At 68.8% G+C, this 13,386-nt stretch carries 10 protein-coding genes; 5 read left to right on the forward strand and 5 right to left on the reverse strand.

Features of this window, described 5'->3' with window-relative positions; all coding sequences use genetic code 11:
- The first annotated feature begins 24 nt into the window (after window positions 1–24).
- Entirely contained in the window at window positions 25–693 is a 669-nt protein-coding gene (locus ACT3TD_RS10415; RefSeq protein ID WP_441578838.1) for an NADPH-dependent F420 reductase, read from the forward strand.
- A 64-nt stretch (window positions 694–757) separates the two neighbouring features.
- Here the strand turns inward: ACT3TD_RS10415 and ilvC are convergent, their stop codons facing one another.
- From ilvC to ACT3TD_RS10430, 3 genes are all read right to left on the reverse strand, one after another.
- A complete protein-coding gene (gene ilvC / locus ACT3TD_RS10420; protein ID WP_301443548.1) occupies window positions 758–1,771 on the reverse strand; it encodes a ketol-acid reductoisomerase in 1,014 nt (337 codons plus the stop codon).
- A 153-nt stretch (window positions 1,772–1,924) separates the two neighbouring features.
- Window positions 1,925–2,431, reverse strand: a complete 507-nt coding sequence (gene ilvN / locus ACT3TD_RS10425) for an acetolactate synthase small subunit (RefSeq protein WP_301443547.1) — start codon at window positions 2,429–2,431, stop codon at window positions 1,925–1,927.
- Entirely contained in the window at window positions 2,431–4,299 is a 1,869-nt protein-coding gene (locus ACT3TD_RS10430; RefSeq protein ID WP_301443546.1) for an acetolactate synthase large subunit, read from the reverse strand. Before ACT3TD_RS10430 ends, ilvN begins: the two co-directional genes overlap by 1 nt.
- A gap of 369 nt (window positions 4,300–4,668) precedes the next feature.
- Between ACT3TD_RS10430 and ACT3TD_RS10435 the strand changes: the two genes are divergently transcribed.
- The 3 genes from ACT3TD_RS10435 (at window position 4,669) to ilvD (ending at window position 9,222) form a co-directional block, all read left to right on the forward strand.
- The gene (locus ACT3TD_RS10435) at window positions 4,669–6,462 is read left to right on the forward strand and encodes a mechanosensitive ion channel domain-containing protein (RefSeq protein WP_301443545.1); all 1,794 of its coding nucleotides are present in this window, start codon (window positions 4,669–4,671) and stop codon (window positions 6,460–6,462) included.
- Window positions 6,463–6,558: 96 nt separating this feature from the next.
- A complete protein-coding gene (locus ACT3TD_RS10440; RefSeq protein ID WP_441578898.1) occupies window positions 6,559–7,155 on the forward strand; it encodes a PH domain-containing protein in 597 nt (198 codons plus the stop codon).
- A gap of 219 nt (window positions 7,156–7,374) precedes the next feature.
- A complete protein-coding gene (gene ilvD / locus ACT3TD_RS10445) occupies window positions 7,375–9,222 on the forward strand; it encodes a dihydroxy-acid dehydratase (RefSeq protein ID WP_441582063.1) in 1,848 nt (615 codons plus the stop codon).
- Between the two features lie 30 nt (window positions 9,223–9,252).
- On the opposite strand, the gene ACT3TD_RS10450 is transcribed toward ilvD, so the two are convergent.
- Complete coding sequence (locus ACT3TD_RS10450) at window positions 9,253–9,993, reverse strand: SDR family oxidoreductase (RefSeq protein WP_301443824.1); 741 nt, start codon at window positions 9,991–9,993, stop codon at window positions 9,253–9,255.
- Between the two features lie 35 nt (window positions 9,994–10,028).
- Between ACT3TD_RS10450 and ACT3TD_RS10455 the strand changes: the two genes are divergently transcribed.
- Complete coding sequence (locus tag ACT3TD_RS10455) at window positions 10,029–12,443, forward strand: ATP-binding cassette domain-containing protein (RefSeq protein ID WP_441582062.1); 2,415 nt, start codon at window positions 10,029–10,031, stop codon at window positions 12,441–12,443.
- A 110-nt stretch (window positions 12,444–12,553) separates the two neighbouring features.
- Here the strand turns inward: ACT3TD_RS10455 and ACT3TD_RS10460 are convergent, their stop codons facing one another.
- The gene (locus ACT3TD_RS10460) at window positions 12,554–13,348 is read right to left on the reverse strand and encodes a TetR/AcrR family transcriptional regulator (RefSeq protein WP_441578896.1); all 795 of its coding nucleotides are present in this window, start codon (window positions 13,346–13,348) and stop codon (window positions 12,554–12,556) included.
- Window positions 13,349–13,386: the final 38 nt, after the last annotated feature.

Raw genomic sequence — 13,386 nt, forward strand, 5'->3', positions numbered from 1 at the left:
TCTGCAGCAAGGACCTGAAGACATATGAGCACAGTGGGATTCATCGGCGCGGGACTGATCGGGGCCACCGTCGCCCGGCTCTCCGTCCTGGCCGGTCATGACGTGGTCCTGAGCAATTCCCGGGACCCGAAGACCCTCCTCCCCCTCGCCGCCGCGCTGGGCCCCAAGGCCCGGGTGGACACCCCGGAGGGCGCGGCGACGGCCGGCGACATCGTCGTCGTCACCATCCCGCTCGGCGCGCTGACCGAGGTCCCGGTGGCGCCGCTGGCGGGCAAGACCGTGATCGACACGTCCAACTACTACTGGCAGCGTGACGGCCACATCGACGTGCTGGACGCCCGGGAGATCACCACCTCCCAGATCCTGCAGGACCACCTGCCGGACACCCACGTGGTCAAGGGCTTCAACAACATCAACTTCGCCCACCTCGGTGAGCTCGCCCGCCCGGCCGGCGACGCCGCCCGCACCTCCCTGGTGATCGCCGGTGACGACGACGCCGCCAAGCAGGACGTCGCGTCCTTCCTCGACGCCGGTGTGCTGGCCGAGGGCTGGCGCTTCGACAACGGCGAGCCCGCCTACGGCAGGCCGTACATCTCGCCGGACGCCACACCGACCTCCATCTACGACATGGGGCCTGGTAAGGCCGCCTCCGACGAGGAGCTGCGCGAGGCGCTGACCGCCGCAGAGCGCTGACACAGACAGGCCCCACGGACCTTTTCTTCGGTCCGTGGGGCCTTCCCCGGTGTTGCGGTGACGCCTACGCGGTGGCGTCCAGCGGGTTCTTGACCCAGCTCATGAGATCGCGCAGCTTGGTGCCGGTGGTCTCGATCGGGTGCTTGGCGTAGTCGGCACGCAGACCCTCGAGCTCCTTGTTGCCGCCCTCGACGTTGGCGATGAGGCGCTTGGTGAAGGTGCCGTCCTGGATGTCGGACAGGATGTCCTTCATGCGGTCCTTGGTGCCGGCGTCGATGACGCGCGGGCCGGAGAGGTAGCCGCCGAACTCAGCGGTGTCGGACACCGAGTAGTTCATGTTGGCGATGCCGCCCTCGAACATCAGGTCCACGATGAGCTTGAGCTCGTGCAGGCACTCGAAGTAGGCCATCTCCGGCTCGTAGCCGGCCTCGGTGAGGACCTCGAAACCGGTCTTGACCAGTTCCTCGGTGCCACCGCACAGCACGGCCTGCTCACCGAAGAGGTCGGTGACGGTCTCGGCCTCGAAGGTGGTCGGGATGACGCCGGCGCGCGCACCGCCGATGGCGGCGGCGTAGGACAGGGCCAGGTCGCGGCCCTCGCCCTTGGGGTCCTGCTCCACGGCGATCAGGCACGGCACACCCTTGCCGTCGACGAACTGGCGGCGCACCAGGTGGCCCGGGCCCTTGGGGGCGGCCATCGCGATGGTGAGGTTGTCGGCCGGCTTGATCAGCTCGAAGTGGATGTTCAGCCCGTGGCCGAAGAACACGGCGTTGCCGTCCTCCAGGTTCGGGGCGATGTCCTCGGTGTAGACCGTGGCCTGGGTGGTGTCGGGCACCAGGACCATGACCACGTCGGCCCAGGCGGCGGCCTCGGCGTTGGACAGGACCTTGAATCCCGCCTCCTCGGCCTTCGCGGCGGACTTGGAGCCCTCGCGCAGACCGATGACGACCTCGACGCCGGAGTCTCGCAGGTTCTGGGCGTGGGCGTGGCCCTGTGACCCGTAGCCGAGCACGGCAACCTTGCGGCCCTGGATGATCGACAGGTCGGCGTCGTCGTCGTAGAAAACGTCAATTGCCATGAGGTGAAGCCTTTCGTGGGAAAACGGGTGTGGATCGGTTCATCGAACCGGGAACTGCGTTCTGTGCCGCTATCGTACCAGCAAGGATTATCAGAGTGTGAGACTGGGTATCCCACCCCGTGAATGGCCACGGGGAGGGACTGAAGAGGCCGATCAGAGCTTGGCGGGGTACATCGCCTTCTGGCCGCGGCTCACCGCGGTCACGCTGGACTCGACCAGTTCACGGATGCCGAAGGGCTCCAGGACCTCCAGCATCGCCTTGAGTTTCGTGGGCGTGCCGGTGGCCTCGATGACCAGCGACTCGGGTCCGACGTCGACCACGTGGGCGCGGAAGAGCTTGGCGGACTCCACGACCTGCGTGCGGTTGGAGTTGTCGGCGGAGACCTTCACCAGCATCAGGCCGCGGCACACGATGGAGTCCGGCTCGTGCCGGCTGACCTTGATCACCGGGATCAGCTTGTTGAGCTGCTTGGTGATCTGCTCGATCACGTGGTCCTCGCCCTCGACCTGGATGGTGAACCGGTTGACCCCGGCCACCTCCGTCTGACCCGAGGCGATCGAGATGATGCTGAAGGCGCGGCGGGTGAACATGCCGGTGATACGCGACGCGATTCCGTCGACGTCCTCACACAGGACGCTCAGAGTGTGGACTTGAGACATTAGTTCTCCTCGCCTTCCTCGATGATCTTACGGATGTCGTCGGGTTCCTCCGCCGCGGACTGCTCCTGTTCGAACAGCGGACGCAGGTCGCGGACGTACTGGACCTCGTCGTTGGAGGCCCCGGCCGAGATCATGGGCCACACCTGGGCGTCCTCGCCGACGATGAAGTCGATGACCACGGGACGGTCGTTGATCTCCCGCGCCTTGGCGATCGTGGCGGCCACGCCCTCCGGTCCGTCCTTCTCGGTCACGCGGAAGGCCGCGCAGCCCATGGACTCGGCGAGTCCCACGAAGTCCGGGAGGTAGTTCTCGCCCGGCTTGAGGTTGGTGTGCGAGTAGTGGCCGTCGAAGAACAGGGTCTGCCACTGGCGGACCATGCCGAGGTTGCCGTTGTTGATCAGGGCGATCTTGACCGGCAGCCCCTCGACCGCACAGGTCACGAGCTCCTGGTTGGTCATCTGGAAGCAGCCGTCGCCGTCGACGGCCCAGACCTCGGTGTCCGGGGCGGCGGCCTTGGCGCCCATCGCTGCGGGCACGGCGTAGCCCATCGTGCCCAGCCCACCGGAGTTCAGCCAGGTGCGCGGCTTCTCGAAGCGCAGGAACTGCGCGGCCCACATCTGGTGCTGGCCGACGCCGGCGACGTAGACGGCGTCGGGGCCCGCGGCCTGGGTGAGCTCCTGCAGGACGAACTGCGGGGCGAGCTTGCCGTCGGCCGGCTCGTCGAATCCCGGGGGGAAGTCGGTCTTCAGACCGTCGAGGTAGGTCGTCCAGCGCGACGTGTCCTGGCGACCCTCACGGTCCTCCACCGCACGACGCAGCGCGAGGAGGACCTCACGGGCGTCGCCCACGATCGGCACGTTGACCTCGCGGATCTTGCCGATCTCCGCCGGGTCGATGTCGGCGTGGATGACCTTGGCGCCCGGGGCGAAGGAGTCCACGTCGCCGGTGACCCGGTCGTCGAAGCGCGCGCCCAGGGCGAGGATCAGGTCGGACTTCTGCAGCGCGGCGACGGCCGGCACGGTGCCGTGCATGCCCGGCATGCCGAGGAACTGCGGGTGGGACTCGGGGAACACACCCAGCGCCATCAGCGTGGTGGTCACCGGCAGTCCGGTGGACTCGGCGAAGGCGAGCAGCTCCTTGTGGGCGTTGGCCTTCAGGACGCCGCCGCCGGCGTAGATGACCGGGCGCTTGGCCTCGGCGATGAGGCGGGCCGCCTCGTCGATCTGGCGGGAGTGCGGGGTCGTGACCGGGTGGTAGCCGGGCAGCCGGTAGCTCGGCGGCCAGATGAAGTCGAGCTCGGCGTTCTGCACGTCCTTGGGGATGTCGACCAGCACCGCGCCCGGACGCCCGGTGACGGCTACGTGGAAGGCCTCGGCGATCGCCGCGGGGATGTCCTCGGGACGGGTGACCATGAAGCTGTGCTTGGTGATCGGCATCGTGATGCCGCGGATGTCGGCCTCCTGGAAGCCGTCGGTGCCCAGCAGGTGACTGCCGACCTGACCGGTGATCGCCACGATCGGCACGGAGTCCATGTTGGCGTCCGCCAGCGGGGTGACCAGGTTCGTCGCACCGGGACCGGAGGTGGCGATGCACACGCCGACCTCCCCGGAGACCTGGGCGTAGCCCGTGGCGGCGTGACCTGCGCCCTGCTCGTGGCGGACGAGGATGTGGTTGAGCTTCTCGGAACCGTAGAGAGCCTCGTAGAGCGGGAGCACCGCACCACCGGGGAGGCCGAAGACTACGTCAGTACCCAGTTCCTCGAGGGAGCGGACTACCGCCTGGGCACCGTTGATGCGCTCGGGCTTACGGCTGCGTCCTGAGGCAGCGACTGTCGCAGGACTGGGGTGTGGGCGTGAGGTGTCATTCACCGTCCGTGCACTCCTTTGGGTGGTCATGTGTTGTGGATGTCCGACGATCGAGGTCTCGAGGTGTGTGGTTTCCGCCGTAGAACCGACTGTGCCCCCGCTACCCGTGGTTCGGGGCGGGGGCGCCAGATTGTTCCGCGAAGTGACCGCAGGGGCTCTAGCGCCCGGCGGATACAAGAATCAGGAACGTCGTCATAACCCACGACCATAGCGGAGCACCACCCCCCGGTCAATGGATTTCAGGAAATTTTCCCACCCGCTGATACCCCCCGTCTCACTGCATGAACGCCCCGCGTCGGTCCCGGCGGAGACGCTGTTTCGCGTGTCGAATGATCCAGCGAATCCCCAGAAACACGGTCTATGGTGAGTCTCATGTTCGACGTCAAGTACCTCTTGTTCTCCCTCTGGGAATGGATCATTCAGCACGGGTTGCCGCTGTCGGCCCTGTTGATCGCGGCAATCCTGATTCCCCGGGTCGGCCGCCAGGTCGTCCGTGTCCTCACCGACCGTCTCGAGAGCGGCCAGGAGGAGACGAAGTCCAAGCTCGCCCTCGTCGGCGCCCTGGTGTACATGCTCGAGATCGTCGCCTACTTCGTCCTGGTGCTCCTCGCACTGACGAACCTCGGCGTACCGGCCATGGGCGCGGCCATCCCGGCGACCGTGGTCTCCGCCGCCATCGGTTTCGGCTCGCAGAACATCATCGGTGACTTCCTCACCGGCTTCTTCATCATCTCCGAGCGCCACTACGGTGTCGGCGACGTGGTGACCTTCGACGACACCTCCGGGCAGATCACCGGTACGGTCGTGAAGCTGACCCTGCGTTCCACGCAGATCCGCACCGTCGCCGGCGAGCTCGTCACCGTGCCGAACAGCAAGGCCAGCGTGACGATCAACTACTCGCAGCGCTGGTCGCGTGCCGTGGTGGACCTCGACATCCCGATGGTCGACGAGGAGTCCATGGCGGACCTGCTCACCAAGGTGGAGACCGCAGCGGCCAAGGCCGTGGAGTCCGCCGGGGTGGACGCGAGCATCCTCGGTGACATCGAGGTCCAGCCGGCCCGCAGCATCACCCCGCCCGCCGCCGCCGGCCAGCCCTGGTCGGTGGGCATGCGCGTGGGCGTGGACACCGGCCCCGCCGACCAGTGGTTGGTGGAGCGCGCGATCCGCGCGAACCTGGTCAACACGTTCTGGGACCGCTACCAGTCCCGAGGCGACGTGCTCGGCACGGCAGGGGCCGCGCAGGCCCCCTCCACCGACACCACCCAGGCGCCGTCGAAAATCGCGGCGAAGGACACGTCCGAGGACGACACGTCCCGCGTCGTGGCGGCCGCGGCGTCCGGCCCCGACCACATGTCGTTGGACGACGGCGCCGACGGCGACGAGGGTGCAGACAACGCCGCCGCGGACGCCGACAAGGTCGAGGACGCGCAGGACGCCTCGGCTGAGCCGGACAGTGCGGCGCAGCCTGACCCGGACGACCCGGCGACCCAGGTGCTGCCCTCCCCCGCACCGGAGGAGGACCCCGACGCGAAGGACGGCAAGGCGGGGAAGGACGGTAAGGCCGGAGCAGAGGACGACAAGTCCGATCTCGCCGACCTGGTCGACGGCCCCTACGAGTCGAAGACGAAGAACCTGCTGAGCTTCGGCGGCCGGTTCCGTCCCTCGACCTCGGGCCTGTTCATCGCCCTGGTGATCGTGGCGATGCTCGCGCTGTTCTCCAGCAACCCGGACGACGGCAACCCCGGCATCCTGTCGCCGGACCGCTACCGCAACGCAGGTACCGAGGTGGAGTCCACCGAGACCAGCGTGTCGAGTACCCCGACCGAGACCGAGGAGAACACCGACAGCGAGCCCACCGAGGACACGCAGCCCACCGACACCGAGGAGTCCGACAACTCCGGTGAGGTCACCGACACCGAGGAGTCCGACGGGTCCGGCGACAGCTCGACCAACAGCGGCAACACCTCCGGCAACGGTAACTCGGGCAACTCCGGCAACTCGAACAACTCCGGTTCCGGTACGTCGGGCACCGACGGCACCGAGGGCACCGGCACCACGGACGGCACCAACGAGTCCGACGGTTCCACGCAGAACCAGGGTCAGAGCCAGAACCAGGGCACGACCCAGCAGGACGGCACCTCCGGCGACCAGACCACCACGCCCTGACGTCCCACCCCTGCACCACCGCACCACCACATCGCCCGGACCACATGGTCCGGGCGATGTGTGCGTGGGCCACCGGTGCTGATTAAATGGACAACCATGAGTTCCGTGGAGTCGCCCGCCCTGCCGTACCAGGTCCGCACGGATCAGGCCCACCTGATCGCCGGTTTCCTCATGGTGGCGATGTCGATCGTCGGTGTGGCCTATGCCCCGGGCGTGCTCTTCTGGCTCCCGCTCCTGCCCCTCCTGTTCATCGTGGGTGTGCTGCGCACCCGGACGGAGTTCACCGAGGGCGGCATCACCGCCCGTTACCTCCTTCGCCCCACAAAGTCATTGGCGTGGGACGACTTCGAGGCGTTACGATTCACCCGTGGAGGCAAGGCCCTTGCGGTGAGCAAGGACGAGACGACATTCCCGCTCCCGGGTGTGAGCTTCAATTCGCTGGTGACCCTGGCGGAAGTGACCGGGGGCAGGATCCCGGACCCGGTGACCCCGAGTCTCTCCGCGATCGACGAGAAGGTACGGGTCGTCGAACGCGACAGCGGTCTGGCCGTCCTCATGGACGAGGACGAGTACGGCGAGTACGAGGCCGCGCAGCGTGCCCGACGCATGGCGCGCGAGGAACTCGAACGCCGCCGCTCCGCTGCCGGCGACCAGGACGCCGGGCAGGACGGTAGACCGGACGCCGCGAGCTGACCGGACGCGCCGCGCGCCGCGGTGCGTCCGATAGCGTCCGACTGAGTACCGGGGCCGACAGCTGACTACTGTCCCCCGGCCCCGCCGGATCCCGCCGTCGCCGCCGTGGCTCCGCACCTATAAATCAACGCAAGAACCCCCACGCACGAACCCCACCGAAACAACTGCCCACGGGCCGGGCAGCCGCACGAGGCCCCACGAGAGGACGCTTTTCCCACCATGAACGAGATCTCCTACCGGTCATCAGTGACCACCCAGGGACGCAACGCCGCCGGCGCACGCTCCCTCTGGCGAGCCACGGGCATGAAGGACAGTGACTTCGACAAGCCGATCATCGCGATCGCGAACTCCTACACCCAGTTCGTCCCCGGGCACGTCCACCTGAAGAACGTCGGTGACATCGTCGCCGAGGCCGTCGCCGAGGCCGGCGGCGTGGCCCGCGAGTTCAATACCATCGCCGTGGACGACGGCATCGCCATGGGGCACTCCGGCATGCTGTACTCGCTGCCGAGCCGCGAGATCATCTCGGACTCCGTGGAGTACATGGTCAACGCCCACCAGGCCGACGCCATCGTGTGCATCTCCAACTGCGACAAGATCACCCCTGGCATGCTCAACGCCGCGATGCGCCTGAACATCCCGGTCGTCTTCGTCTCCGGCGGGCCGATGGAGGCCGGCAAGGCCGTGGTCGTCGACGGTGTGGCCCACGCGCCCACCGACCTGATCACCTCGATCTCGGCGTCCGCCAGCGAGCAGGTCTCCCGCCAGGGCCTGATGACCGTGGAGCAGGCCGCCTGCCCGACCTGCGGTTCCTGCTCCGGCATGTTCACCGCCAACTCGATGAACTGCCTCACCGAGGCTCTCGGCCTGTCCCTGCCCGGCAACGGCTCCACCCTGGCGACCCACTCCGCGCGCCGCGACCTGTTCAGCGAGGCCGGACGCACGATCGTGAACCTGTGCAAGCGCTACTACGGCGAGGGCGACACCTCCGTGCTGCCGCGCAACATCGCCACCAAGGAGGCCTTCCAGAACTCCATGGCCCTGGACATGGCCATGGGCGGGTCCACCAACACGGTGCTGCACATCCTCGCCGCCGCCCAGGAGGGTGGCATCGACTTCGACCTGCAGGACATCGACGACCTGTCGCGCAACGTCCCCTGCCTGTCGAAGGTCGCGCCGAACTCCGACTACCACATGGAGGACGTCCACCGCGCCGGCGGAATCCCCCGCATCCTCGGCGAGCTGTGGCGTGGCGGCAAGCTCAACGAGGGCGTGCACACCGTGCACTCCCCCAGCCTCGCCGAGTGGCTCGAGGACTGGGACGTCAGTGCGGCCTCGCCGCGCCAGGAGGCGATCGACCTCTACCACGCCGCCCCCGGCGGGGTGCGCACCACCGAGCCCTTCTCCACGGACAACGTGTGGGACGACCTCGACGTGGACGCCGAGAACGGTTGCATCCACGACGTGGAGCACGCCTTCACCGCCGACGGCGGGCTGGTCATCCTGCGCGGCAACCTCTCGCCCGACGGCGCGGTGATCAAGGCCGCCGGCATCGACGAGTCCCTGTGGCACTTCTCCGGACCGGCCCTGGTCGTGGAGTCGCAGGAGGAGGCCGTGGACGTGATCCTCAAGAAGAAGGTCACCGCCGGCGACGTGGTCGTCGTGCGCTACGAGGGCCCGTCCGGCGGACCGGGCATGCAGGAGATGCTGCACCCCACCGCCTTCCTCAAGGGCTCCGGACTGGGCAAGAAGTGCGCCCTGATCACCGACGGGCGTTTCTCCGGCGGATCCTCGGGTATCTCGGTCGGCCACATCTCCCCGGAGGCCGCCGACGGTGGACTGATCGGGCTCGTCGAGAACGGCGACACCGTGACCATCGACGTCCACAACCGTCAGCTCACCCTCGACGTGCCGGACGAGGAGATCGCGCGTCGCCGTGCTGCGATGGACGCCTCGCAGAAGCCGTGGTCCCCGGCGACCCGTCAGCGCAAGGTCACCAAGGCGCTGCGCGCCTACGCCAAGATGGCCACCAGCGCCGACAAGGGCGCGGTGCGCGAGGTCGACTAGACCCTGCCGCGGCCCTGCCGCAACGACAGCTCACAACGTGCCCGGGTACGCCCCGCCGTCGATGAGCATGTTCTGCCCGGTGATGTAGCCGGCCTGTGCCGAGCACAGGAAGGCGCAGGTCGCGCCGAACTCCGCCGGGTCGCCGAAGCGTCCTGCCGGGATGCCGTCGGTGGACGGCGACGAGCCGGTGCGCGCCAACCGCGCGGTCGCGAAGCGTCCCGGCAGCAGGTTGTTGACCGTCACGTTCGCCGCGGCCAACCGGGGTTGGCGTGCCACCCCGGCCACGAAGCCGGTCAGCCCGCCGCGCGCCCCGTTGGACAACCCCAGCGTGGCGATCGGGGCCTTCACCGCCACGGAGGTGATGTTCACCACCCGCCCGAATCCACGGGCGGCCATGTGGTCCACCGTGGCCTTGATCAACTCCACCGGGGTGAGCATGTTCTGCTTCAACGCGGCGAGCCAGGCGTCCTCGTCCCAGTCGCGGAAGTCGCCGGGCGGCGGCCCGCCGGCGTTGGTGACCAGGACGTCGACCTGTGGTGCGGCGTCCAGCAGGTTCTCCCGGACACCGGGATCGCTGATGTCCCCGGCGACCTCACGCACCTCCACCCCGTGGGTGCGAAGCTTTTCGGCGGCCTCGGCGAGCGGCCCGGTGCGTCGGGCGTTGACGACGAGGTTCACCCCCTCGGACGCCAACGCGTCGGCGCACCCGAGGCCGAGCCCCTGACTGGAGGCACCGACCACGGCCCATCTGCCTGCTATCCCGAAGTCCATTCCCCCACGCTACCGCGCCCGCACAACCGCCTAGAATGGGGGCCATGGTCGACCCAAGTTCCACAGTCCGTGTCCACGACGCCCACCTGCGCAACCTGCGCCACGTCTCCGTGGAGTTCCCGCGGGGCAAGCTGGTGGCGGTTACCGGGGTGTCGGGGTCGGGGAAGTCGTCGTTGGCGTTCGGCACGGTGCACGGCGAGGCGCAGCGCCGCTACCTTGAGTCGGTCGCGCCCTTCGCCCGCCGGCTAATCGCCGGGGCGGTGGACCCGAAGGTCGGACGCATCGACGGGTTGCCGCCGACGGTGGCGCTAGAGCAGTCGCGTTCCGGCGGTGGGGCACGATCCACGGTGGGGACGTTCTCCACGGTGTCGAACTCGGTGCGTCTGCTGTTCTCCCGCTCGGGCACCTACCCGGAGGAGCTGCGGGAACGGGTGGGCCGGTTGGACTCGGACCGCTTCTCCCCCAACACCGCCTCGGGCATGTGCCCCACGTGCCAGGGCACCGGGACGGTCCATGCGCCGACGGAGGCGTCGATGGTGCCGGACGCCTCGGTGTCGATCGACGACGGTGCGATCGCGGCCTGGCCCGGCGCGTGGCTGGGCAAGAACTTCCACGACATCCTGGTCACCCTGGGCTACCGCACGGACGTGCCGTGGTCGCAGCTGTCGCGCGAGGACCGGGACTGGATCCTGTTCACCCCGGACAAGCCGGTGGTCACGGTGCACCCGGTGCGCGGCGCCCACCAGATCCAGCGCACCTACGACGGGACGTGGCGCTCGGTGGCGACCTACCTGCGCGAGACGTTGGCCTCGACGTCGTCGGACGCCACACGCCGTCGCGTCCTGTCCTTCATGGACCATTCGGTGTGTCCGGAGTGCGGTGGGCGCCGGCTCACCGCGGATGCGCTGTCGGTGACGTACTTGGGGCTGACCATCGACGAGTTGAACGCCGTGCCGTTGGAGGAGCTCGCCGGCCTCGTCGCCGGGGTCACATCCCCGTCGGAGGCCGAGCGTCTGCTGCTGGAGCAGGTGACCCCCACGGTGCGCGCGGCGGTGGAGCTGGGGCTGGGCCACCTGAGCCTGGACCGTGCCGCCTCGACGCTGTCGGCCGGGGAGCTGCAGCGCCTGCGCCTGGCCTCGCAGCTGCACTCGGGCCTGTTCGGCGTGGTGTACGTGCTGGACGAACCCTCCGCCGGACTGCACCCGACCGAGCGGGTGGCGGTGCGTGAGCTGATGACCCGCTTCCTGGAGGCGGGCAACAGTGTGGTGCTCGTGGAGCACGACATGTCCCTGGTCGCCGGGGCGGACTGGGTGGTGGACGTGGGCCCGGGCGCCGGGGAGAACGGCGGCGAGGTGTTGTGGTCCGGGCCGGTCGGTGGTGAGGACGGCGGTGAAGACGGTGGTCAGGACGGTCTGGCCGGGCAGGACACGCCCACCGGCCGCGCGCTCGCCGCCGCAGCCCCCACGCTCACCGGGGGACGCCACCCGGCGCGCGCAGCGTCCTCCCGTCTGCCGGTGCGCAGCACCGAGCGCACCCTGGACATCGACACGTCACTCGGGCTGGGCCAGTTCACCGCGGTGACCGGGGTGTCCGGCTCCGGAAAGTCGACGTTGCTGTCCAGTGTGCTGCCGCAGGTGCTCGACGACGCCGGAATCCGCACCGTGCACATCACCCAGCAGCCCATCGGCCGCACCACCCGCTCCTGCCTGGCGACCTACACCGGCCTGTTCGACCACGTGCGCAAACTCTTCGCCGGCACCGACGGGGCGCGCGAACGCGGGTGGACGGTCTCCCGGTTCTCCTACAACGTCACCCAGGGACGCTGCCCGACGTGCAACGGTGAGGGCGCGATCGAGGTGGAACTGGTGTTCCTGCCCGGCAGTTACACCACCTGCCCGGACTGCCACGGCGCCCGCTACAACGACGAGACGCTGCAGGTCACCTGGCACGGCTACACCGTCGCCGGGATCCTGGGCCTGACCGTGAAGGACGCCCTGGACGTCTTCACCGACGAGCCCGCGGTGCTCACCGCACTGCAGGCGTTGGACGCCGTGGGCCTGTCCTACCTGCGCCTGGGCCAGGGTGCCCCGGAGCTCTCCGGCGGGGAGGCCCAGCGCATCAAACTGGCCACCGAGCTGCAGCGCAGCCGCCGGGCACGCCGTGGCACCCCCACGGTGCACCTGCTGGACGAGCCGACCACCGGCCTGCACCCGGCGGACGTGGACCTGCTGGTCACCGAGCTCAACCGGCTGGTCGACGCCGGTGACACCGTGGTCGTGGTGGAACACGACCTGCGTGTGGTCGCCCAGGCCGATCGGGTGGTGGACCTGGGGCCCGGTGCCGGAGTGGAGGGCGGACGCATCGTCGCCGACGGCACCCCGGCCGAGGTCGCCGACTCCGGCACCGCCACCGGCCGGGTCCTGCGCGCGGTGGCGGGTGCGGACGGGTAGCTCGCACCTCCCCTTCCTATAACCCCACTCAGTTGTTGGTCTCCGGGATCCCCACCAACATCTGCGTGGGGTTTCAGGAGCCAGCATCGGTAGGCGTCAGTCTGCGATGGTCAGCGTGCCAGCTGGTGGATCACGCCGTCCAGGATGACCTCGAGTCCGTACCTGTAGACCGCCGTCGGGTCGGTGACCGCCTGGTACTTCTCGCCCACCGCGGTGCCGACGCGTCCGGACACCGGGAAGTCCGCGTCCCTCATGACCTGCGACAGTACCGGCTCGTTGACCCGCCACCAGTCCGCGTCACTGACCCCGGTGTCCCGGGCGAGGTCCCGGGTGTTCACGCTCGCCGCCGCGCTGGCCACGGCATGGGACTCGATCAGTGAGATGGTGTGGTCCATGGCCACGTCGTCCAGTCCGCACCCGTCCACGGCGGTGAGCTGCCATTCGTAGCGACGCGATACGTTCGGGCCGAGCAGGGGCCGGTGCCGCTGGGCGTTGAGCAGCCAGGGGTGCTCGTGGACCTCCTCCCAGGCGACGGCCGACACCATGCGGAGTCTCTCGGCCACGCTCTGCGGATCCGTGGCCGCACCGTCGAACGACGGGAGGTCGACGCGTCCCATGACCTGGTCGACCATCAGCCCGAGAAGTTCGTCGCGGCCGGGGATGTAGGTGTACAGCGTGGCGGCGGAGGTGTCGAGCTTCTCCGCGATCCGGCGCATGGAGAGTCCCTCAACACCGGCGACACCGGCGGCGTCCGCCTCGGCGATGGCGGTGTCCACGACCTGGTCGACCGACCATTTCTTCCGCGGGCCGCGCGCGCCGGACTCCTCGCCGATCTCGTGGCGCCACACCAGTCGCAGCATGCGGTCCGGTTCAGCGGCAGTGTCGTTGTGGCTCTCGGAATCCATGTTGACAGCTTACTCCGAACGGCGTACGTTAAAACACC

This window comes from Corynebacterium sp. AOP36-E1-14, assembly GCF_052377495.1.
Lineage (GTDB): Bacteria > Actinomycetota > Actinomycetes > Mycobacteriales > Mycobacteriaceae > Corynebacterium.